The organism is Flavobacterium sp., from assembly GCF_965277525.1.
Lineage (GTDB): Bacteria > Bacteroidota > Bacteroidia > Flavobacteriales > Flavobacteriaceae > Flavobacterium.
Window position 1 is genome coordinate 137,623 of sequence record NZ_CBDIDC010000014.1, and the last position, 22,302, is coordinate 159,924.

17 protein-coding genes are annotated in these 22,302 nt (G+C 33.6%); 5 read left to right on the top strand and 12 right to left on the bottom strand.

Annotated features, from left to right (window positions below; genetic code table 11):
- The first annotated feature begins 14 nt into the window (after positions 1-14).
- Complete coding sequence (locus ACQY44_RS24735; protein WP_428232943.1) at positions 15-857, top strand: DUF2911 domain-containing protein; 843 nt, start codon at positions 15-17, stop codon at positions 855-857.
- Positions 858-1,056: 199 nt separating this feature from the next.
- On the opposite strand, the gene ACQY44_RS24740 is transcribed toward ACQY44_RS24735, so the two are convergent.
- The 12 genes from ACQY44_RS24740 to ACQY44_RS24795 form a co-directional block, all read right to left on the bottom strand.
- Positions 1,057-1,686 (bottom strand): MCP four helix bundle domain-containing protein, encoded by a 630-nt coding sequence (locus tag ACQY44_RS24740; protein WP_428232944.1) that lies wholly within the window; start codon positions 1,684-1,686, stop codon positions 1,057-1,059.
- 502 nt (positions 1,687-2,188) lie between these two features.
- A complete protein-coding gene (locus tag ACQY44_RS24745) occupies positions 2,189-3,913 on the bottom strand; it encodes a sodium:solute symporter (protein ID WP_428232945.1) in 1,725 nt (574 codons plus the stop codon).
- Positions 3,914-4,036: 123 nt separating this feature from the next.
- On the bottom strand, positions 4,037-6,568 hold the full coding sequence (locus ACQY44_RS24750) for a PIG-L family deacetylase (protein WP_428232946.1): 2,532 nt from the start codon (positions 6,566-6,568) through the stop codon (positions 4,037-4,039).
- A gap of 203 nt (positions 6,569-6,771) precedes the next feature.
- Positions 6,772-8,403, bottom strand: a complete 1,632-nt coding sequence (locus tag ACQY44_RS24755) for a hypothetical protein (RefSeq protein WP_428232947.1) — start codon at positions 8,401-8,403, stop codon at positions 6,772-6,774.
- Positions 8,404-8,619: 216 nt separating this feature from the next.
- A complete protein-coding gene (locus ACQY44_RS24760; RefSeq protein WP_428232948.1) occupies positions 8,620-9,150 on the bottom strand; it encodes a hypothetical protein in 531 nt (176 codons plus the stop codon).
- A gap of 195 nt (positions 9,151-9,345) precedes the next feature.
- Positions 9,346-11,172, bottom strand: a complete 1,827-nt coding sequence (locus tag ACQY44_RS24765; RefSeq protein WP_428232949.1) for a hypothetical protein — start codon at positions 11,170-11,172, stop codon at positions 9,346-9,348.
- 77 nt (positions 11,173-11,249) lie between these two features.
- Positions 11,250-12,350 (bottom strand): AI-2E family transporter, encoded by a 1,101-nt coding sequence (locus ACQY44_RS24770; protein WP_428232950.1) that lies wholly within the window; start codon positions 12,348-12,350, stop codon positions 11,250-11,252.
- 109 nt (positions 12,351-12,459) lie between these two features.
- Positions 12,460-12,990 (bottom strand): mechanosensitive ion channel domain-containing protein, encoded by a 531-nt coding sequence (locus ACQY44_RS24775; protein WP_428232951.1) that lies wholly within the window; start codon positions 12,988-12,990, stop codon positions 12,460-12,462.
- Between the two features lie 11 nt (positions 12,991-13,001).
- Positions 13,002-13,586, bottom strand: a complete 585-nt coding sequence (locus ACQY44_RS24780; RefSeq protein ID WP_428232952.1) for a Maf-like protein — start codon at positions 13,584-13,586, stop codon at positions 13,002-13,004.
- On the bottom strand, positions 13,579-14,505 hold the full coding sequence (locus ACQY44_RS24785) for a geranylgeranylglycerol-phosphate geranylgeranyltransferase (protein WP_428232953.1): 927 nt from the start codon (positions 14,503-14,505) through the stop codon (positions 13,579-13,581). The genes ACQY44_RS24780 and ACQY44_RS24785 overlap by 8 nt, the downstream gene beginning before the upstream one ends.
- A 163-nt stretch (positions 14,506-14,668) precedes the next feature.
- The gene (locus ACQY44_RS24790) at positions 14,669-15,196 is read right to left on the bottom strand and encodes a KdsC family phosphatase (protein ID WP_428232954.1); all 528 of its coding nucleotides are present in this window, start codon (positions 15,194-15,196) and stop codon (positions 14,669-14,671) included.
- Positions 15,180-15,941 (bottom strand): Rossmann-like and DUF2520 domain-containing protein, encoded by a 762-nt coding sequence (locus ACQY44_RS24795; protein ID WP_428232955.1) that lies wholly within the window; start codon positions 15,939-15,941, stop codon positions 15,180-15,182. The genes ACQY44_RS24790 and ACQY44_RS24795 overlap by 17 nt, the downstream gene beginning before the upstream one ends.
- Positions 15,942-16,112: 171 nt before the next feature.
- Here ACQY44_RS24795 and ACQY44_RS24800 point away from each other — a divergent pair, with 171 nt between their 5' ends.
- From ACQY44_RS24800 to ACQY44_RS24815, 4 genes are all read left to right on the top strand, one after another.
- Positions 16,113-17,102, top strand: coding sequence for a hypothetical protein (locus tag ACQY44_RS24800; protein WP_428232956.1), 990 nt, complete (start codon positions 16,113-16,115; stop codon positions 17,100-17,102).
- A 3-nt stretch (positions 17,103-17,105) separates the two neighbouring features.
- Complete coding sequence (locus tag ACQY44_RS24805; protein WP_428232957.1) at positions 17,106-17,846, top strand: hypothetical protein; 741 nt, start codon at positions 17,106-17,108, stop codon at positions 17,844-17,846.
- Positions 17,847-18,226: 380 nt separating this feature from the next.
- The gene (gene ccsA, locus ACQY44_RS24810; RefSeq protein WP_428232958.1) at positions 18,227-21,430 is read left to right on the top strand and encodes a cytochrome c biogenesis protein CcsA; all 3,204 of its coding nucleotides are present in this window, start codon (positions 18,227-18,229) and stop codon (positions 21,428-21,430) included.
- A gap of 159 nt (positions 21,431-21,589) precedes the next feature.
- Entirely contained in the window at positions 21,590-22,243 is a 654-nt protein-coding gene (locus ACQY44_RS24815) for a hypothetical protein (RefSeq protein WP_428232959.1), read from the top strand.
- Positions 22,244-22,302 lie beyond the last annotated feature (59 nt).

Here is a 22,302-nt window from a genome sequence, read left to right on the forward strand (position 1 = left end):
CAAATAAACTCAAAATGAAAAAACTACTTATTGCATTAGCCATTATTCTGGCTCCTTTTGCTACAGAAGCACAAATAAAAACTCCGCAAGCGAGCCCTAAAGGATACATCAAACAAACCGTTGGATTAACTGATGTTGAAGTGACCTATTCAAGACCAGGCGCCAGAGGAAGGGCGGTATTCGGAAATTTAGTGCCGTTTGGTAAATTATGGAGAACCGGAGCAAATGAAAACACGATCATTAACTTTAGTGACGATGTAGTAATCGATGGTAAAACATTAAAAAAAGGAAAATATGCAATTTATACCATTCCTAAAATCGAAAGCTGGGAAGTAATTTTTTACCTTTCGACAGACAACTGGGGATTGCCTGAAAACTGGAGTGATTCATATGTAGCTTTAAGAACTACTGTAAAAGAAGATGCCTTACCGACACCATTAGAGACTTTTACCATTGGAATTAATGGTTTAGATCCAAATTTTGGATACTTGGATATGGCTTGGGAAAACTCTCATGTAGCTTTAAAATTTGAAGTTCCAACTGCAAAAATCGCTACTGCAAGTATCGAAAAAACATTAGCAGGACCAACTTCGAATGATTATTTTGCTGCAGCTACTTATTTGTTTCAATCCAACGGAAATATCGAAACTGCCAGAACTTATGTAGATAAATCATTAGATATGAGTACTGAGAAACCATACTTTATCCTAAGATTAAAAGCACAGATTCAAGCCAAGCAAGGAGACAAAAAAGGCGCTATCGAAACGGCAAAAGCATCACTTGCTGCTGCTGAAGCGGCTAATAATCAGGATTATGTAAAACTAAATAAAGACAGTATTGCTGAATGGAGCAGATAATTCTTTAAATTCCAAAACATAAAAAAATTCCAAATTCCAAAGCTTTTAGAAGTTTTAGTATTTGGAATTTTTACTTTAATAGAGTTTGTTTTTTTTGTCATCTCGACGCACAAGGAGAGATTGCACTAGAAACTCAGCAAAGATTATCCAGTATAAACGATTTCTTCCACTCAAAGAACAGGACAAAAAACGAATAAGATCAATTCATACTTGGCGATTCCGGAATTTTGATGCTTCTCTTGATTTTCTTTACGATTAAGAGATAGAACGTAATTCCTCCCAAGATTATAAGCAATGCGATTTGTAGTTGCCCCAGACTATTATTTTTACTATACATGGCGTTAGCACTTGCCAATTTTGCTTTTCCTTCCTGAATCTGAATTTGGGATAAAGATTCTAATGTTATCAAAGCTTCATGACTCAAAACAGCAATTTTACTCCAGTCTTTGCTCGCAACATGTTTGTTTATTTCTCTACAGGAAAGTAAAAAAGCATCAAAATACTGTTTTTCTTTATTAGTTAAAACCGTCTTCGCATACAAATCATCAATAGTATGAATAATGCTTAAGGTATGAATAATTTCATTTTTCTTAATAGTATCGCTTAAATCCAGTTTTTCAGCTTCTGCTTTTATAAAATGAAGTTCCTTAGAATATTGAAAGATATAATGTGCCACAACCAAACGATCCTTGTAAATAGCATTAATATTTTCATTTACGTTTTTTGAATTGAGAAGTGTATTAAAATTACCCAACAAAATTATTAGCATCACAATAAGTAAAATAAAAGCAGCCTTGGTTTTATTGCTGTATTTTTTTAAGTCTTTCATAGTGATGCGTTTTTGGCTGATTTAAAGAATGGTCGTTTTTCAAAGATATCACTTTTGATGAAGAATCAAAACTATAGATTACTACAATCTTTGTCAAAAACGTATCTTCAAAATTGGTCTGTGCATTTTTGTCATCCCGTTCATATGGATGACAATGATGGTGTTTTTTTTGTTTGAAATACTTTTTAACTTCCTTGGGTTTTTAAAAGGAATGTTCCTTACAGTCTTGGGTTTTATATCTTGACAAAGATATATTGGTTGATTTTTTGAACTTTACGTAGAGAACATGAAAACTTTAAGATTAGAATTTTCAGGAGCTGTTTCCTGCTGTATGCTATATCTTTTTCTGGCTAAAGAAGCCAGAAAAAGGATGCCGCTCCCATCAGGGCTAAGGATTTAGTGCATCATTTAACTTTTAGAATTATAGTACGTTTTTTAGGTAATACAGCTGTAAATATTTTATATCGAAGAATTAGGCTTTAATACCATTGATTTTAAATAGTTATTCCAAAACCACCTCTTCAGAATATGGTTCTTTTCTAAAAAACAAAAATTGTATTAGTAATGACAACACAATAGTCAAAATAGCCCCAATAAAATTCAGCCATAAATACCCTAATTTTTCCTGACGGTAAATCATGAAATAATAAATGATAAATATAGTTGCCTGACTGATAATAGCACTAATAAACATGGCTTTTGCCTTTACGCGACGGAGATAAAATCCAACGAGAAAAATTCCTAAAACCGTTCCGTAGAAAATAGAACCAATGATGTTTACCAACTGAATCAGGTTTTCAAACAAAGTACCTACACAAGCAAAAAGTATGGCTACAATTCCCCAAAACAGGGTAAAAAACTTAGTGGCATACAGATAATGCTTATCCGATTTCTCGGTTTTTAAATTGCGTTTATAGATGTCAATTGCTGTTGTAGAAGCCAAAGCGTTTAATCCTGAAGCTGTTGATGACATTGCCGCCGAAAGAATTACAGCTAATAACAAACCAATAAGTCCTTTGGGCAAATAATTCAGGATAAAGTGAAAAAACACATAATCTTTATCATTAGTTTCACTACGTGGGTCAGCTCTTAAAATGATTTCTTTGGCACGATCGCGTAAATCTTTTTCCTTGTTGGACAAAGTCACTAATTCTTTACGTAAAATCGGATTATCAAAATCCTGATTCAACTGATCGATATACAATAAATTGATTACTTTTTTATCTTCAGAAAGGTTGCTTAGTTTTTTTTCTAAAGAATGATATTCTTCTTTATAAGGTGATTTTTCAATCACCGTTTTATTATTCGGATTAAAATTTAGGGGTACGGGATTGAATTGAAAAAAGACAAAAACCATAACTCCTGTTAGCAGAATAAAAAACTGCATGGGCACTTTTAAAAGCCCGTTCATAATCAATCCCATTTGACTTTCACGAATTGATTTTCCGGACAAATAACGTCCAACCTGAGACTGATCCGTTCCAAAATAGGCAAGAGCAAGGAAGAAACCACCAGTTATTCCGCTCCAAAATGTATATTTTTCCTCAGGATCAAATGAGAAATTTACAATATTCATTTTATCGTTTGCACCGGCAATATGCAAGGCACTTGTAAAAGTCATGTCGTTTGGCAAGTAGTGTAAAATCAGGAAAAAAGTAATAAACATTCCCGACATAATCACAAACATTTGTTGTTTTTGCGTGACGTTTACAGCTTTTGTCCCTCCTGAAAAAGTGTAAATAATCACCAGAACACCAATCATGATGTTCATTAAAGTTAAATTCCAGCCTAAAAGTGCTGATAAAATAATTGCGGGAGCATAAATGGTCAATCCTGTTCCTAAACCTCTTTGCACTAAAAATAGAATTGCAGCGAGTGAACGCGTTTTTAAATCGAATCGTTTCTCTAAAAATTCGTAAGCTGTAAAAACTTTATTTTTATGGTATAGCGGAATAAATGTCACACAAATAACTATCATAGCGATTGGCAATCCAAAATAGAATTGCACAAAACCCATTCCGTCATGATAAGCCTGTCCAGGAGTAGATAAAAAAGTAATAGCACTGGCCTGTGTCGCCATTACCGAAAGCCCAACAGTGTACCAGGGCGTTTCATTGTTTCCTAAAATAAAATCCTCGACATTTTTACTTCCTTTGGTTTTCCAGGATCCATATCCAACAATAAATAAAAGCGTTACAATCAGTACGATCCAATCAAATAGTTGCATAGGTTATGAGTATAATTTCATGATTAAGAAAAAAATAACAATGTAAATAGCGTTGACTACCAGTACATAAGTGTAGCTTTTTTTCCATTTTTTTGTTTTTTTAGCTTCCATATTTTGAATGTTCTATTTCTTTAATTCTTGCTTTGGAGTTTCTATGGGCTGTTTTAATGAAATCATATTCGATAATAATCGATATGCTCCCGGAACACCTTCCGGTAATTCCCTGAAAAAACTCAAACTGGTGTAAATATAGTATCCTTTTCCGTATGGAGCGACCAAAAGTGCCCCATCTTTAGGCGATTCACCTTTGTCATGCGAAGACAGAATAGGAGTGAAGGCAGGATCGTATTGATCCGGATAATTTAAACCCTGCTCTTGTGTCCAGCCTTCGAAATCTTTTGTACTGATTTTGTTTGGCGTATTCAAGATAGGATGATTGGGCGCAAGAAAAGTAACCTTAGCATTTTCTTCAGTTACACGATCATTTGATATTCTTAAAGGGTAGGGTGCAATTTGATCCGTTACTGTCTTACCATAAGTATTATATTGTACAATCATGTTTTTACCACTTTTCACAAAGTTGAAAAGTATCTTTTGCTTGTGAGCCAAAGCATTTACAGTGTTATAAGCACGAATTCCGGTAATCACAACATTAAAAGAATCCAGCTTTTCAGGGGTAATCTCTTCCGGTTTTATGAGGGTAACTTTATAGCCCATTTGTTCTAAGCTTTCAGGAACTTCATCACCCGCTCCCATAATATAGGCAATTGCGTCACCATTTGTTTTTAAATCAATTCGAATGCTCTTTGATTCTGCCGGTTTTAAAACCATTTGTTTGGTGATATGATTGTAGTCAATAATTGTTTGATCTTTGTCAAAACGTTTATTGTCTACAATTGCAATACTTTTTGCTACAGCTTCTTCCGGATTTACGGGAGGTGTAACTTCAAAATAAAAGATTTGTTCATTTCCTTTTTTCTCTAAGGTAAAAGGAATTTCTTTTGGAGAAACACTCCAGCTTTTAGGCAATTCTAAATGTAAATCACCTTTAATTTCGTCTTTTCCGGCACGTACTTTTACAGGAACCATTTTACTTTTAGTAGTTCCGAAAATCAGAACTTTTTCTAAAATCGAAGTAGTAACTTCAGGAACGATGTCAAGAAAATTATACATTTCGCCTTTTACACCATCATTGTATTTGTACACCACTGTACGTTCCATCGGAATTTCAACACCATTTATTTTGACATTAAAAATAACTTTTACTTGTCTGATAATATCCGGAATACCGATATTTTCCTGATTCGAAACCGTATACATTCCTACAGTTGCTTTTTCTTTCAGCCAGTAAGGCTGCGTATATTCAATTGTATCCGGAAGCTTAACCTGTAAGTTTATTTTTTGATCGTTATTGTTTTTAAGCAGAATATTTTGAACCGTATTTTTATTATCAGGCAATGAAGTCACACTCGTCAGTTGCATCTCTACAGGAGACCTGTTGACAGCTTCAAGGCTAAGTCTCAACGTACTTCCCGGAGTTGCCTCCTGTTCGCTGGCAACGGCTTCCAAATACAAACCGGAACACGACGCGATAATGTTTTTTATGGCGGCAGCTTTTAAAGTTTTCCAATGGTCATCTTCCAAAGCTTCGATCATTGTATAAGCTTTTACCAAATCCGGGATACTGGCAGAAGGATTGCTAAAATCATATTTTTTGATAATAGCAGAGATTAAATCTCCAATTGGTTTTCCGTTTTTGACACGGTTCCATGAGGTATCAATTCCATCAAAGATATTATCACGTTCTTTAGGGCTGTCTCCGCTGATAAGTTCCAGATATTCCGTTTCTTCACCACGGGCACCTGTACTTCCAAAGCCCTGTGACTGATGCCGGCTTCTGCTTAAAGCAGCAATTTCCTGATTAGATTTGCCAATTCCGGTGTAATAAACGCCAATGTCTAATTTTGTGAATGTTGACTTATTCGCGGCATCAAATCTTTCCTGACTTCCGTAAAACCACCACGAAGGATTAAAAAACAAACGTTTTACCTGCCAGGGTTTTACATATTTTAATTGTTCAGGATATATTTTTGGATCGTTGGTTAATTTAAAACTTTCTACACTCAACATAGCCGATGATGTGTGATGTCCGTGTGTTGTGCCTGGAGAGCGATGATCGAATCGATTGATAATCACATCAGGCTGAAACTTTCTGATGGTCCAGACCACATCAGCAAGTACCTTATCCTTATCCCAGATTTCTAAAGTTTCATTCGGATTTTTAGAGTAGCCAAAATCATTGGCACGAGAGAAAAACTGTTCACCACCATCTATTTTTCTGGCTTCAATTAATTCCTGGGTTCTGATAACACCTAATAATTCACGCAATTGCGGACCAATCAAGTTCTGACCACCATCCCCGCGAGTTAAGGATAAATAACCTGTCCGGGCATTCATCTCGTTGGCCATATAAGAAATTAAACGGGTATTTTCGTCATCCGGATGGGCAGCCAAATACAAAACAGAACCTAAAAAATTCAGTTTTTTGATTTGATTGTAAATTTCGACAGAACTTAATTTTTGTGGTTGTTGTGCAAAAGAAAAGGAAATCCCCGTTAAAAAAATAAGAAGAATTTTTATCTGAATTTTCGGCATAGTTTGATTTGGTGTTTTGAAAGAGCTTCAAAAATACTAATTTAATCTTTGAACAGTATTTAAATGATATGTTAATGTTTGGTTATTGATTTCCTCTCTGAGACAAGTGACAAAAAAAAAGCTGTCAGATTTTATCTGACAGCTTTTTAGAGAATCAACCTAATAACCTAAATTATATGCTGTTTTTGATAGTACAGAAGCACTTATTTCAATTTGTTTTCTGTGTCTTTATAGGTTCCGGTAATGGTAACATTACTATTTTTTGTTACTTTTCCGTATATTGTTATAGCGGAATCGTTTCCTATAAAATTGATTTTTGCCCCACTATTTAATCTTAAATCGCCCCAAATCACAACAGTACCTTCAATTTGCAATACCGCATTACTATTTATAATAAGTTCTGTTGGGTTTTGTTGTTGGTATTTACCCTGAAGTAAAGTTCCTCTCATGTTGAAAGTTCCTCCGCTATTCAGTGTCAAACCATTTTGAATAGTGATGGATCCACAATGCGTTAATACAGCACCGGAATTCACCATAGCAGAATTGATTGCAGTAGAACCTGAGTAGGATTTAATTTCATTTGAATTTAAAATCAAATTCTGCCCCTGATTATAAGCACCATATTGTGTACAGCTATCAAAAGTAGTATTTGGTTTTTCCATCTTAATGATTTTCAAACCACCTTTTCCGCTGGCTACATAAATAAAATCTCCACTTGATTTTACATAGTTTGATGAACCTGTAATATCTACTGTACCTAATAAACTAAGCTGAGAACCTGTTTTATATACATTTAAACCTGCAGCACCATTCGCTACAAATGCATAACCATCATTAACAGAAACTGCATTGGTTACATTTTCTTCACCCGCTGTGGCAATGGCTATCGTTTGTAGTTTCGAACCACTATTGATATCGTAAACCCCTAAACCATTATATCCTTCAGATACTAATAATTTAGTACCATCTAAATCCATTGTTCTTTTTGCAGCACTTACATCTGTAGATGTTGTAAAGCTTTTTTGCAAAGCAAGAGTAGATTCATTGTAGATATTTACTCCTTTTGTACCACTTAAAGTAATAATCTTATCACCGCTAATAACTACAGAGCGCAAATCTTCTAAAGTTGCTTTTGCAGAAATTGCTTTGGTAGCACTATTAATTTTAAACAGACTTCCCTGATCTCCGGTTGTAGCAAAATAAGAAGCTGAATTTGCAGCAACATCTGTGGTCACTTTGCCCTCAAGATCTGTTATGGTGTATTTATCCGTAAGCATGCCGGAACTCAATGGCACGGTTATAATAATTGAAGGACTTGCTAATTCCGGTTTTTTATCAATATCAGTCGCAGCACCAATGATCAAATTTCCGTTTGAGTAGGTCAGGGATGTAATATCAGTGTTTGCAATTAATGCAGACGTAATCAATTTAGGTTTATAAGGATCGGAAACATCAATAACGTCAATTGCCCCAGAATAGGTTTCTCCACTCATTGTATAGGCTACATAAGCATAATTTCCGTTTACAGCAACATGATTCGCCTGAAGAGTACGTCCATTACTATCCTTTGGCGGATTTACTTCTGCTATTTGTACTAATGGTAAATCACTAGCTGAAGATTGACTGCTCTTTGCCAGCATTCCACCAGAAGGACTTGTAAATGAAAGTACTCCCGAATTGGTATAATCAAGTCTTTTATTTAAAGAGGTAAGATCGTTATTGATTTCGATAGTATTATCTTTAGCCTGATTATCAGTACTTGATTCGTCATTGCTACTACAACATGCAAAAATTGACATCGCTATTAAGGACACTATATAAACACTCTTTTTCATAAATCTATTTTTTTGTTCTAATTTGGCGCAAAAGTAAGTTATTAATATTGTTTTGTCAATATGTTTAGCAATAGTTTAACTTATATGTGTTTTTGTAATGTTATTTTGGTAAAAAATTAATAATTTAACATTTAATCAATTTAAAGTAGGGGCATAAAAAAAGAGTATCATTATTTTGATACTCTTTTGTGTTAAAAATCAGGTGATTATGATTTTTTATCTTCTTCCAGGTCCACGAGAACCTTCATGCCCATGGTCATCATGATTATCATGTCTGTCACGTCTATCGTGTTTATCGTGATGATTGTTATCATAACGTTTGTAATCTCTATGATCATTACGACGATCATTGTAACCATACACTTCTCTTGGTCTGTAAGGTCTTTGTGGAGCTCCGTGATATCCTTTATAATAACTTACTCTGTGACGATCAAAATAGGTGTAAGGTGTTCTTCCGTGGTAATCGTTTAGCACTACTTTGTAACCTCCGTATAAATCATAATTTCTGTATTGTCTTGGTAAACGACTTGCTCTTATCCATCTTCCTCCTCCAAAATAAATAAACTGAGAGGCTCTAACATCATAATATGCTTCAATGTCAGGTAAATAATAATATTCCATTTCAGCATATCCCGCAGGTCCCCAGGCAGGAGGTGATCCTATGTTAACATTTATTGATACCTGGGCTTGTGTGGCACTTGCAACCAAAAGGAATAAACCTGCGATTGCTATTTTTATTGTTTTCATTTTGTTTAGTTTTAATATTAATGTTATTCTTTTAGGGATATTCATATACTGTGCCAAAAATAAAAACAGAATGCATTTGGTCGGTTAAAATAAGCATTTTAACGAGTATCAACAGGGTAAAGATGTTGTAAAGTTTTGATTTTTAAAACGTTTTGATGATTTTAAGGAGATAAAAAAAAATCACGATTAATTTTATTATTTATATTCTACAACTCTTGGTTTTGCGAGTTCAAAACTTTGCAGACCAAAATCACTAGTTTCAAAAGTGTTGGTTTTAAATACACTATCGCCCTGATAAGGAATTGTGGGATAGTAAGAGATGGAAAGCTGAAAGGAACTGAATACCAAATAGTCATTACTGATTAATAAACCCAGCGTTATTTTTTGATACACTTTATTTTTCCCCATTGCATTATGTGGACTTCCTAATACAGCGGCTGTATAGTTAAAAAATGGATTCATACGAAATCCCCAAAGCGCATGAGGCGCATAAGTTTGCGTCTGAAGTGACAACAACATCTTATTGGTGCCATATATAGCACTATTGAAACCCGCTAAACCGTTTTGTTCATTTATATTTAATTGGTCTCCAATAACATAATCACGGTTTGCACCTATAACTACTTTTGGATTAACAAATTGTCTCAATTTCCAGTTTCCTATGCTGTACAGTTTCGTAAAATAGTTAGTTTCCATTGAAAACGCCGTTTGATAGGTTTTGGAATCCTGAAAAAATGTACCGGCTTCAAAATTCATGCTAAGAAAACCTAATCGATAATAATTTCCAAATGAAAATTGAGCACCAACATACGGTCGCCAAAAGGTATTTTTATATTGATATCCGAGTGTAATTCCGTAGATACGTCCAATAGGGACATCCTCAGTTCGTCCGTTCCTAAAAATGTAACTGTCTTTTATAAATTTACGTCTGTTTAATCCAATTCCGGCTAGAATTAGTTTTTCATCTGAGTAAAAATTATTAGCATCATAAAGCTCACTTGGTGATTCTGTATAATCAACGTTTAAAAAACGACCAGTTGCCACTAAGTTCGTAATACCATTTTCATCTTCAAATACTTTACTGGCATGTCCTGCCCAGAAATCCTGAAAACTATTTTTAAAAGACTGGTAGGCAAACGACAAATCCGGTGCCTGGAGAGTATCTTTTCTGAAATTCTGACCTACATAAACACCACCTGCCCATTTTGTTAAAGGAGAATAAAAGAGCCGTTCGACATTTATACTTTTAGCATAATTATTGTCAAGATCCATCCTGTAGTACAACTTGGTTCCTATATAGGTATTCTTGATATTAGGAACGGTATAAATCACTTCATTGGCATTTTGGCCATCGTCAAACCGATTGGTAAATCGATATTCGAATTGCTGGCCTGAGCCAAAAAAATCTTTTTCTTTTACTCCTAAAGAAACCTGGTTGCCAGAGATCGAAAATTTAGGAATTGTACTCCAAGAATCTAAAACACGAATTGTTACATCTACAGAATCTGAAGCGACACCGGCCAGCTTATTGGTGACGCGTACTGCAGTTACATAAGTCTGAGAACGTATTAAACGTTCAGATTCCTGTACTTTATAAGTATCATAAGGAGTGTTCTTTTTGAATAACAGTAAATTTAGAATGGCTATTTTTTTTGTTTTCAAATGCAATCTGTTTCCTGTTCGTTCTCCCCAATTTCTTGGCATTTGAGTAGTATCTGAGACAGAATGCCCAAAAGGATCGAGGGTTACTATATTGATGTTTCGAATAATTTTACCACTAAAATCAGTGGTATCATTTTGCACCAATATTTCTTTTTTTCGGGGTTTACTTCCTCTAAATAATAATTTGTGAAGAGTTTGTGTAAATTTATTTTTTTTAGAATAATTTCTAATTTTTGTATACACCTCTATACTGTCTTTTTTGTCGTGCGCATCCTGTTTCGTCTTATCAACCTGCCCATAGGTGCTTTGTAAACAAAAGCACAATAAAATAAAAACTACTATTTTTTTGTTTACAAACATTATTTAGACTGACTTACAGGTGAATTGGATATCAATATAGGAAATTTACAGGACTTTTTTTAAAATTGAATTACGATTTAGTTTTCAATTTTTAGTTTTCGGATTCTCCAGGTGAATCTTTTAGGCATATGATTTCCCATCAGATAGCCCCAAGGCTCCAGGGATTCAATTCTTTCAAATATAATCTTTAAGATCGCTAAAAGCGGAATGGCCAGGAACATACCCGAAATACCGGCAGCAGCTCCTCCGATTATAATTCCCATAATAGAAACAAAAGCATTGATTTCGACTTTTGAATTAATAATCAATGGTACAAGTATATTGTTATCAATAAACTGAACAATAATATTTACAATCAGAATCCCCAGGATAATTGAAGTTTCAGGTGTTCCCGTTAAAGACGCCATTACTGTAATAATTCCGGCAATTAGAATTCCTATATACGGAATCATGTTTAGAATTCCTGTGATCAGTCCCAACAAAACAAAATATTTGACCCCAATAATCCAAAGGCCTAAACTGGTCAGAACAGAAACGACAATCATTTCAAAAATCAAACTGAGAATATAATTATTGATAGAAACTTTTATTTGAGATAAAATATTTTTTAAAGTAGAATGGTCTTCTTTATCTACCAGCTTAGCCAGAAAAAGAACAAAATGATCTTTATACAACAGGAATAAAAAAGTATAAATAGGAATGATGGTACAATCTAAAAGCAAGTCTGTTATTGACAATATTGCGGTACCAATTGTGGCTTTTCCGTTCTGAACGGAATCTTTGGTTACATTATCCAGGTATTTTTTTTGTTCGCCGATACTAACATGAAATTTTTCATTTATAAATTTATGAATGTCAGTAATAAAGGAATTTGCATTTTTCTTTATAGTATCAAAATCATTGGCAATATCACTTACCTGATAAGAGATAAAAGCCAGTATGCCAATAATAAACAAGGCAAATATTAAGATACAGCACGCAGCTGCGAGATGTCTTGGAAATTTAAATCGTGTGTGTAAAAAAGTAAAAATTGGGAGTAGTAACACGGCAAATAAAAATGCCAATAATACCGGGGTAATAATATCTTTTCCGATACAAAAAATAAAAGCAAACGAAATAAGGCTAACTAATATAAAGGCAAGTTTAGCATAAAACGGTAATTTTATGGTGCGAATCATGGTTTTGGGTGATTTAGTAAAACTAGTAATTGGTAAAGCAAATATTATATTTTATTTAAAAAATAACGTTTTAGCTTTTTCTTAATAGTTTATAAAATTCCCATTATGATTAATCGAAAAATTCTTTCTCTTCGTAGTGTGGCTGCATGATTGAGATCCCTTTTTGAAGTAAAAGGTTGTTGGGAAAAATGATTCTTTCGCCTTCTTTGGTCCTTAGGTTGACGTGAAAAGCGCTAATATCTTCAATCTCCGCTTCGATAGGGAAATCTTTGTCATGAATTTTGATGGTATCTCCAATTCTAAAAGGAAAAGAAAAGAACAAAATCATTCCTGAAGTAATGTTACTTAAAATAGACCACTGTGCAAACATAGCCACTCCAATTACAGTTGCGATAGAAGAAACAGTTATAAAGATATCTTTAGTTTCAACACCCCAAATTACAATCAGGCTAATCGTTACCAATATATTCATTAGTACATGAATATATTTGATGACCAAATTGGTTCTATGCTCTAGCAATTGACTTGTACTGGCGTAACGACGGATTAATTTTGCAATAATCACCCTTAATGCTGCTAAAGCAAAAAGAATGACTAAAGTGCTTAAAATCTCGTGGCTATATTCTTTAAAAGAAAACATAAATATTTATTTTACACTAAAGTACTCAAATATTCGTAAACTTTAGCCGTTGGTAATCCCATAACATTTGTATAAGAACCTTCTACTTTTGCAACTGCCATAAAACCAAACCATTCCTGAATCCCATAAGCCCCTGCTTTGTCATAAGGTTTATAGTTTTCGATATAGTATAAAATTGCTTCGTCTGATAAATCTGTGAATGTTACTTTTGTCACGTCATTAATCACAGTAGAGGAGGAGTTCGTTTTAAAACAAACTGACGTAAACACTTCATGAGTAGTATTAGACATTGATTTGATCATTTCAAAAGCTTCTTCAGCGCTTTTTGGCTTTCCTAAAGCTTTGTTCTGATGCCAGACAATCGTGTCGCTAGTAACTAAAATTTCATCGTCTTTTAGTTCTCCTTCAAAAGCAGCGGCTTTTAATTCTGCTAAATAATCTGTGATTTCAACTGCTTTTAATTCGGGAGGATATATTTCTTCGATTTCTTTTAATCTAATTTCGAAATCAAGGTCCAGATCTTTAAAAAACTGTTGCCTGCGTGGTGATCCGGAAGCCAGGATTAGCGTATATTTTTGTAATTTCTCCTTAAGCATTGTATTTTATATTTAAATTAATAATCAGAATTGATAAAATCCCGAAGAATAAAATCAGTTTTAAAACCGTACTCAAATGATGAAAATCCTTCTGTGATTTGGCAGAAAATATTTTCATAATAAAATATAAAAGCGGTGCCAAAATTAAGGCAAATGCATAAAATGTGGCAAAAAAAAGATTATTTTGAAAGAAATAAGTATTGCTATAAAGCAAACATACAATAAAGGAAATGACAGCTAATGCCAATGCTATTTTTGCCGCACGACTGATCCCTATTGCAATTGGTAAAGTGTTCATTCCTTGATTATAATCGCCATTTACATCTTCAATATCTTTAATAATTTCACGAATAAAATTAATCATAAAAGCAAATAAAGCGTAATCTGTCAAGATAGAGAAAAAACTTGCCATTTCAGGCTGGTTTTCTGCATTAGTAACCGGAAAAAGATCAAAAACACCAATAATAAGAACGCTTATTGAAAGCAATAAGGCTACAACAAAATTGCCCAGAATCATAATCTGTTTTAACGAAGTCGCATAAAAATAAAGCAGTGTAGCAATCAAAATAAAAAGTGATGCAAAACCTGGTTTTGATATGATATTCGATAAAATAAAACCAAGAGCAACACCGGTAACATTAAGCGCTACATAAATATTATAACCGGCCGTTTCAGAAATTCCTTTGCCTATTACTACGTCTTCCGGTTTATTGATTGTATCTGTGGCAACATCATGAATGTTATTGATGACATAACCAGCCGCTGCTAATAAAACAGTACTTAAAACCAATAGTCCGTATTGCCAGTCAGATAAAGCCAAAGGGATGTTTTGCTGTTTTAAAAAGGCATAACGAAACAATAGCTGCATAAAAGCAAGCATGAGTAGGTTTTGATATCGAATGAGTTTGAGGAATTTCATTTTTTAAGGTTCTGAGTGGCTTAGTTACTTAGGTTCTAAGTTTTTTTGACTTGGAAATTTTTGTCAAATTTTAAACTTTGACAAAGATAGCTTTACAAATAATGATTAAAAACGATGAGTAAAAATCATAGAAAGTGACTCGTAATTAATAATTTATAATTATTTAATCGTGTTTGCCGCTAAAATGTTCCATCCATTTTCCTTGTACTTTCATTACTTGTTCGATTACATCACGTGCAGCACCTTTTCCGCCTTTTACATGCGAAATGTAACGACAAATATTTTTGATTTCAGGGCTTGCATCTTGAGGACAAGTTGGCAATCCTACTAATTTCATGACATGAAAATCCGGAATATCATCGCCCATATACAATACCTGTTCAGGTTTAATATTATAAAGCTCTGTGTATTCTTTAAATGTTGCTACTTTATCAGGAGTCCCCAAATGAATGTCTTTAATTCCAAGATTGCGTAAACGAACGCGAACTCCTTCGTTGCTTCCGCCAGAAATAATACATACATTATAACCACTTTCAACTGCCGCTTTCATAGCATAACCATCACGAATATTCATCGTACGAAGTATTTCTCCTTCATTGGTTACAAAAACAGAACTGTCTGTAAGTACGCCATCAACATCAAAAACAAATGTTGTGATGTCATTCATTATTTCTTTATAACTTTTTGCCATTATTTTGTATAGATTGTGTTAGTATTTTATAAATATTCTTTTGGTTTTCATTGGTTAAATATTCCAAATGAGCCTCAATTGTTGTAGAATCATGTCGTTTTGCAGGTCCGGTTTGCGCATCAATCGGCTCAAGTGTTTGTATCTTTTCAGCAGTTTCCCGTATCAAAGGTTTTAAAATCTCAAATGGAAGCTTGTGTTCTTTGCAAATTTCTTCTCCTATCTGATATAAATGATTTGTAAAATTATTGACAAAAACAGCTGCAACATGCAACGCTTTCCTTTGATCTGAATTAATGGGAAAAACGACGTTTGAGATACTCTTTGCTACAGATTCTAAAACACGAAAATCGAAAGTGTTTTCAGCTTCTAAACAAAGCGGAATGGTCGAAAAATCAACCTCTTTATTCTTAGAAAATGTTTGAAGCGGGTAAAAAACACCTTTTCTGTTTTTGGAGTCGATAACATCCAGTGAAGCTGCACCAGAAGTATGAACGACAATCCGGTTGTGGAAAGGCAATTGCTTAGAAACCTCTGGAATAGATTTATCTGAAACCGCTATGATGTATAAATCGGCCTCTTTTAAATCCTCAAAAACATTGACAATTTTATCAAATTCGATTAAAGAAGCCAAAGTTTCCTTTTTTCGGGAATATACTTCTACAATTTCGACAACTTCACTTTTAGTAAAGGCTTTGATCAAATGTTGCGCAACATTTCCGGAACCAATTATTGTAATTCGAATCATGCCGCAAAATTAGCATTATTTTTTTTAAAGAATAACGCTTTTAAATGGTGACATATAAATTTACAAGCATTTTACTTATTTACTGAAATTTGAAGTAAGATAAATACTTGTAATTAAAGTTTAGTAATGCCATTTTTTGATCTATTTTTGGCGTCTAAATAACATAAAAAAATGAAAAAACTTATTATCATAATTACAATTTTATTTACTAAAATGATCTCATTTTCACAACAAATTAGCGATGGTTATGCACCGGGCATAGATAATTATACTATTCCTCTAAAGTCGGGTGTTTATAGTGGCTTGAATGCTTTGGGAGGTATTCCAGATACGAGTCAACAATGGAATCACTTATTTGTAATCAGACATGGAAATGCTAATACTAATTATCAATTACAAATTGCATCTACAATCTTTGAAAATGACAGATTGTTTTTTAGAAAAATAGCGAGTGGTGATTTAACTTCTGCAAATCCTGTGTGGCTTGAAGTTGCAACAAGAGGCGCAAATATTTTTAGTGGAAATCAAACTATTGATGGAGATTTAGTTATAGGTGCAAATAACAATGTAGCCAAGTTAACTATTCAAGCCAGTCCTAATGGTTTTCCAACACCATTAAAAGCTATAAGTATCAATGGGCCAAATTCACCAGAAAATGCTAATTCTGCTAGAGAGATAAGCTGGGATTTTGCTGCAGCAGGATCAGCTGCCATAAGAAGTTATAGAGGAAATAATTATGATACTTATTTACAATTTCTAACCAATCCCAATTCAACAAGTGGTAATGTACCTCAAATTCGCTTGCATATAAACGGTGATGGCAATGTAGGTATTGGCACAACAAACCCAAAGAATAAACTAGACGTAAATGGAACAATTCGCTCGAAAGAAGTAAAAGTCACCGTAGAAGACTGGTCAGATTTTGTTTTTAAAAAAGATTATAATTTACCAACGCTTGCAGATGTTGAAAAACATATTAATGAAAAAGGACATTTAGAAAATATTCCAAGTGAAGAAGAGGTTTTAAAAAATGGAATTAATCTTGGAGAAATGAATGCTAAACTTCTGCAAAAAATTGAAGAGTTAACAATTTATATGATAGAGATGAAAAAGGAGAATCTTGAAATGAGAAATAGATTAATTAAACTTGAAAATAAATAAATTATGAAAAAAATCACCTTAATACTTTTGCTTTTATTTGTTTATACAATTGGACTTTCTCAACAAATTAGTAATGGTTATGCAACTGTAATAGATAATTATTCCATCCCACTTAATTCAGGAGCATATAGCGTGAATACTACTAGCTTAATTCCTGATACAAGTTCTAATTGGAATCATCTTTTTGTAATTAGACATACGAACGCTAATAATAATTATCAATTACAAATTGCTTCTTCATTTTCTGAAAATGATAGAATTTTTTTTAGAAAATTAGCAGTTGAAAATTTATCTTCTGTAAATCCTGTTTGGGTTGAAATAGCTACAAGAGGAACTAATACTTTTACAGGAGATCAGGTCATTAATGGCAATGTAGGCATAGGCGTCACAAACCCAAACAACAAACTAGACGTAAAAGGAACAATTCACTCCAAAGAAGTAAAAGTAGATATGATTGGCTGGTCTGATTTTGTTTTTAAAAAAGAGTACAATTTGCCAACACTTGCAGATGTTGAAAAATATATTAATGAAAAAGGTCATTTAGAAAATATTCCAAGTGAAGAAGAGGTTTTAAAAAATGGAATTAATCTTGGAGAAATGAATGCTAAACTTCTGCAAAAAATTGAAGAGTTGACATTGTACTCAATTCAGCAATCAAAAGAAATTGAAATACTTAAAGAAGAGAATAAAACTTTTAAAATCCTTTCAGACAGACTCTCTGAAATTGAGAAAAAGTTAAAATAAAAAATATTTTTTTTAAAGAAAATAACCACGGCAAAGTTTAGCCACAGATTGCAGGGATTAAATAGATTTTCACTGAATATTATTTTGTTAATGATATTCAAATGTTGTTTAAAGACAGGTAATTTATTTGACTTTGGCTTTTGAACAGAAAAAATAGATTGATAATTTGGAGAATTCTTTTAAACTTGTGAAATCTCAGGTAAATATCAAATTCACGCTAAATATTGGTCAGTGGGATTTTGTAAAACTAAGCGTACATTTTTATGGCTTTTACTTAATTTGATATCCTATTTTTAGTTTTTATTAACAAACTTCAAATATTGGAACTCAACATTTTTAAGTACTTTTGTGCCACTTTTATACAATGTAATTCCTCAAAAATGGATAAAAAAATATTCTCTTTTTTGTTTTCTACACGATTAATGTCTGTTCTTTTTTTAACATTTGCTATCGCAATGGGTATTGGTACTTTTATCGAAAGTAAGTACAATACAGACACAGCCCGAATTTTAATTTATAATACCTGGTGGTTTGAAGCTATAATGGTCTTTTTTATGATCAATTTCTTCGGAAATATCAAACGTTACCAATTGCATAAAAAAGAAAAATGGGCCACGCTTTTACTTCATATTGCTTTTATTTTTATTCTTTTAGGAGCATTTATTACGCGCTACATCAGTTACGAAGGTATGATGCCAATTCGTGAAGGTGCTGCCGAGAATCAAATTTATTCAGACAAAACATTCCTGACTGTTTTTGCAGACGGAGAATATAAAGGAGAAATGAAACGCAGAGTCTTCGAAAAGAGCCTATTGTTTTCACCTGTAACCAATAATGATTTTAGTATTTCAGGAAAATTTGATGAAACCCCTTTTGAAGTGAGTTACGTCAATTATATCATGGGAGCTAAAGAAACCATAAAACCAACTGCTAACGGAACTTTATACCTTAAATTGGTAGAAGCGGGAGCAGGCGGACGTGAAGAGCATTTCCTGAAAGAAGGCGAAGTTCAAAATATTCATAATGTACTATTTGCGTTGAATAAACCAACTGAGGGCGCCATCAACATCAATACTAAAGGAGAGAAATATACCATTCAAACGCCTTTTGAAGGAGAGTTTATGCGAATGGCAGATAAATTAAAAGGAACGGTAACCAAAGATAATGTACAGCCTCTTATGATGCGTTCGTTATACAGCATTGGTGATATCCGAATTGTATTTCCGGATCCTGCAGTAAGAGGAATTGTTGACTATGAATCGAATAACGATTTTAAAGCCAAATCACATCATGATGCTTTGATTGTAAAAGTAAAAGCAGAAGGTCAGGAAAAAGAAGTTCGACTTTTAGGTTCTAAAGGTAGTGTAGGGGAGCCTCAAACCGTGAAAATTGGTAAAATTGAGTACAGCTTGTTCTACGGCAGCAAAGCCTATATCCTGCCTTTTAAAGTGAAATTGAATGATTTTATCGCTACAAAATATCCGGGAACTGAAAAAAGTTATTCGGCTTTTGAAAGTAAAGTAACTGTTCAGGATTCAACCGAAACATTTGATGCTGATATTTACATGAATCACGTTTTAGATTACAAAGGATACAGATTTTTTCAATCTTCATTTGATCCGGACGAAAAAGGAACAGTATTGTCTGTAAACCATGATTTCTGGGGAACTTCAATTACTTATTTAGGATACTTTATGTTATTCTTTGGCCTAATGGCGATCATGTTTACTAAACATTCTCGTTTTGCAGATTTGAAGCGAAAATTAGAAGACGTGAAAAAGAAAAAAGAAAAATTCATCACCATTTTGGTTTTAATGATCAGTATGAGTGGTTTTGCTCAGGCACCACATGTTCATACTCCTGGTCACGATCACAATCATACAACAGATCCCAACGATCATGCGAATCATGTTACAGCACCACCAAGCCAGAAACAATTAGATTCTTTATTGACTATTTACAAAGCACCAGCAGCACATGCTGCTAAATTTGGGCGTTTGATTATTCAGGATGCAGGCGGTAGAATGAAGCCAGTGAATACTTTCTCATCTGAATTATTGAGAAAAGTAAGTCATGATGATAAATATAACGGAATGAATTCTGATCAGGTATTCTTGTCGATGACACAATATGCTCAGGTTTGGATTCAGGTTCCGATTATTTATATTAAACCTGAAAACGATAGTATTCGTAGAATTATCGGAATTGATAAAGAAGCTAAATTTGCTCCTTTTGTAAAATTCTTTGACGAAAACGGAAATTACAAACTATCACCTTATTTAGATACAGCGTATAAAGCAGCAAATCCAAATAACTTTGAAAAAGATTTTATCGAAACAGATAAAAAGGTAAACCTGATGGAATCTGCTCTAAGCGGAAGTATTTTGAAAATTTTTCCAATCCCGAATGACCCAAACAATAAATGGATTTCTTATTTAGAGATTCAAAATGCAGGTTTAAAAGGAATGGATTCTACATACGTAAAGCAAATTTTACCCATGTATTTTAGCGCTTTAAACAACGGTGCAATTACTAAAGATTTTAAAACTGCAGATCAGTTAGTAGAAAGCATCAACGGTTTTCAGAAAAAATTCGGAAGTAAAGTACGCCCAAGCGACAAAAAAATCGATCTTGAAATAGCGTACAATACCTATAATATTTTGCCAAAAATGTTCTATTGGTATTCGCTTGCCGGAATCTTTATGTTGATTTTTACCCTTTTTAGTATCTTTTTTGATAAAAAATGGTTGCGAATCACAGTTAATGGTTTTCATATATTAATAGGAATCATATTTGCATTTCATACCGTAGCCTTAATTGCACGTTGGTACATTTCAGGTCATGCACCTTGGAGTAATGCTTACGAAGCAATTGTTTATGTAGCCTGGGCAACCATGTTCTTTGGATTAGCTTTTGACAGAAAATCAAAACTTACCGTAGCATCAGCAGCCTTCGTAACTTCGATGATTTTCATGGCCGCAAACGCCAACTGGATCGACCCTGAAATTGCAAATCTGCAGCCGGTTCTGAATTCATATTGGTTAATGATTCACGTAGCAGTAATTGTAGCAAGTTATGGCCCGTTTGCATTAGGTATGATATTAGGTTTTGTATCGTTGATATTGATTTTCTTTACCAACGAAAAGAACAAGGCCAAAATGGATTTGAATATCAAAGAAATCACTTATATCAACGAAATGTCTTTGACTATTGGTTTGATCATGTTGACTATTGGTAACTTTTTAGGAGGACAATGGGCCAACGAAAGTTGGGGGCGTTACTGGGGATGGGATCCAAAAGAAACCTGGGCTTTAATCTCGATTATGGTGTATGCTTTTGTAATTCATGCCCGCTTTGTACCTTCATTAAGAGGACAATGGTTCTTTAACTTAATGAGTATGTTTGCTTTCGTTTCGATCTTGTTTACCTATTACGGAGTAAACTTCCACTTAGTTGGTTTGCACTCATACGCAAGCGGAGAAGCACATTCACTAAGCTGGATCTGGTATTCGTTAGGAACGATTTCACTTATTGGAATCCTGACCTATCCGAAATACCGCAAGCATTATAAAAAGAAAAAATAAGTAAACACAAGGAGTTTTATTAATTCATAAAAAAGGTTCGGCTGGATAGTTGAACCTTTTTCTGTTATTGCAACCTTCTAAATTTTTAAAATCTCCCAAAGGCAGAGAAATTTACATTTAGTATTTTTGCGTTCACTTTCAAAAAAACGTATTAAAGTTATGATAAAAAATACCGCAGAAAAATTGTTAGGACGTTCGTTAAAACACGAAGATGGCTTTGATAGCGACACAATTGATAAAATAGAAGCCCAATTAGGGCAAAAAATCCCAATTGCATTAAAAGAGTTTTATCTGGCCGTGGGAAAACTGGATATTTTCATGTCATCATTTCAGCGTTTCCTTCAACCGGAAGATTTGTTTTTTGAAGATGAAAAACTAATCTTTTTAGAAGAAAACCAAGGTGTATGTTATTGGGGAATTAGCTTAGAAAGCAAAGAAGAAAATCCTTTGGTTTATCAGATGCAAAATATAGAAAATACTAACTGGCAGTCTGAAGAAATTTTACTTTCTGGTTTTTTAGAAATGATTTTGTATGGACAATGTGCAGAAGGAGGATATCAGTTTTCAGGAGCGATTTACGATATGGATCAGGATGAATTAATAGCGTTTTTAGAAGAAATTAAAACAAACAGCTGGCAAAAAGTGGTGGATCATAACAACTGGATTGTTTACGAGAATAATAGAAAGTTAATATGGTTTTATACAGATACTGAGGGAAAATTATCTGAAGATTATCCTTTATTTGTTTCTACGCAAACTCAGGAAAATTTTCTGGAAATGGAAAAAGAGTATGGTTTCTCAGATCTGGATTAGATAATGCATAAAAAAAAGTCCAACCGCTAAGTGGAACCTTTTTTTGCACACTATTTAGA

Coding starts and splice junctions, on each gene's coding strand:
- ACQY44_RS24735 (WP_428232943.1), top strand. CDS start 15: ATGAAAAAACTACTTATTGCATTAGCCATTATTCTGGCTCCTTTTGCT.
- ACQY44_RS24740 (WP_428232944.1), bottom strand. CDS start 1,686: ATGAAAGACTTAAAAAAATACAGCAATAAAACCAAGGCTGCTTTTATT.
- ACQY44_RS24745 (WP_428232945.1), bottom strand. CDS start 3,913: ATGCAACTATTTGATTGGATCGTACTGATTGTAACGCTTTTATTTATT.
- ACQY44_RS24750 (WP_428232946.1), bottom strand. CDS start 6,568: ATGCCGAAAATTCAGATAAAAATTCTTCTTATTTTTTTAACGGGGATT.
- ACQY44_RS24755 (WP_428232947.1), bottom strand. CDS start 8,403: ATGAAAAAGAGTGTTTATATAGTGTCCTTAATAGCGATGTCAATTTTT.
- ACQY44_RS24760 (WP_428232948.1), bottom strand. CDS start 9,150: ATGAAAACAATAAAAATAGCAATCGCAGGTTTATTCCTTTTGGTTGCA.
- ACQY44_RS24765 (WP_428232949.1), bottom strand. CDS start 11,172: ATGTTTGTAAACAAAAAAATAGTAGTTTTTATTTTATTGTGCTTTTGT.
- ACQY44_RS24770 (WP_428232950.1), bottom strand. CDS start 12,350: ATGATTCGCACCATAAAATTACCGTTTTATGCTAAACTTGCCTTTATA.
- ACQY44_RS24775 (WP_428232951.1), bottom strand. CDS start 12,990: ATGTTTTCTTTTAAAGAATATAGCCACGAGATTTTAAGCACTTTAGTC.
- ACQY44_RS24780 (WP_428232952.1), bottom strand. CDS start 13,586: ATGCTTAAGGAGAAATTACAAAAATATACGCTAATCCTGGCTTCCGGA.
- ACQY44_RS24785 (WP_428232953.1), bottom strand. CDS start 14,505: ATGAAATTCCTCAAACTCATTCGATATCAAAACCTACTCATGCTTGCT.
- ACQY44_RS24790 (WP_428232954.1), bottom strand. CDS start 15,196: ATGGCAAAAAGTTATAAAGAAATAATGAATGACATCACAACATTTGTT.
- ACQY44_RS24795 (WP_428232955.1), bottom strand. CDS start 15,941: ATGATTCGAATTACAATAATTGGTTCCGGAAATGTTGCGCAACATTTG.
- ACQY44_RS24800 (WP_428232956.1), top strand. CDS start 16,113: ATGAAAAAACTTATTATCATAATTACAATTTTATTTACTAAAATGATC.
- ACQY44_RS24805 (WP_428232957.1), top strand. CDS start 17,106: ATGAAAAAAATCACCTTAATACTTTTGCTTTTATTTGTTTATACAATT.
- ccsA (WP_428232958.1), top strand. CDS start 18,227: ATGGATAAAAAAATATTCTCTTTTTTGTTTTCTACACGATTAATGTCT.
- ACQY44_RS24815 (WP_428232959.1), top strand. CDS start 21,590: ATGATAAAAAATACCGCAGAAAAATTGTTAGGACGTTCGTTAAAACAC.